The sequence below is a fragment of the Streptomyces sp. NRRL S-495 genome, from assembly GCF_000966955.1.
In the GTDB taxonomy this organism is placed as follows: domain Bacteria; phylum Actinomycetota; class Actinomycetes; order Streptomycetales; family Streptomycetaceae; genus Kitasatospora; species Kitasatospora purpeofusca.
This window is the reverse complement of sequence record NZ_JZWY01000856.1, coordinates 1-507: the sequence shown is the minus strand read 5'-3', so window position 1 is coordinate 507 and position 507 is coordinate 1. Positions and strand designations below refer to the sequence as shown.

Below are 507 nucleotides of genomic sequence, written 5' to 3'. Positions count from 1 at the left end.
TGTGCTTGAGAGCGCCGATCGGAAGATGGGTCTTGAGCGACGAGAGGAATGCGCCGTTAGCGCCAGGGCATGGACCGGCATTTCCCGCTGCTCCGGAGTGAGCGACTTGTTCACCCACTTCGGGCGCGACTCCCAAATCTGGTCGGCGCCGCCCTTCACCTTCTTCTGGAGGATCTCGGGGGCTGCCGGGTAGGCGGTGTACTCGTAGCGGCCGGCGATCCGGGTCGCCTTGAGCAGCGCCATGCCGTCCTGGATCGCCCGCTTCACCAGAACCGCGGTCGCGGCCTCGATGTCGCCGCCCTTGGCCTCCAGGGCGGCCTCCACGGCGTCCTGGAGCATCTGGGCACCGACCTCCCGCCCACGCCCGGCACGGGCCCGCTGAGAGGGCTCCTGGGCCTTCTCCTGCTGGGGCTCCAAGTCTGCAAGCTTGCTTGCTTCCTTGCTTTCTTCCTCGGCCTGCTGCTCCAGCACCGCGGCTTCCGCCGCCGCCAGCTCCTCGACCAGGCC

Annotated in this window: 1 pseudogene; it reads right to left on the bottom strand. The window is 68.4% G+C overall.

The annotated features are described in order from the left end of the window. Nucleotides 1-507 (bottom strand): annotated as a pseudogene (locus tag VR45_RS34950) (hypothetical protein); the annotation flags it as partial.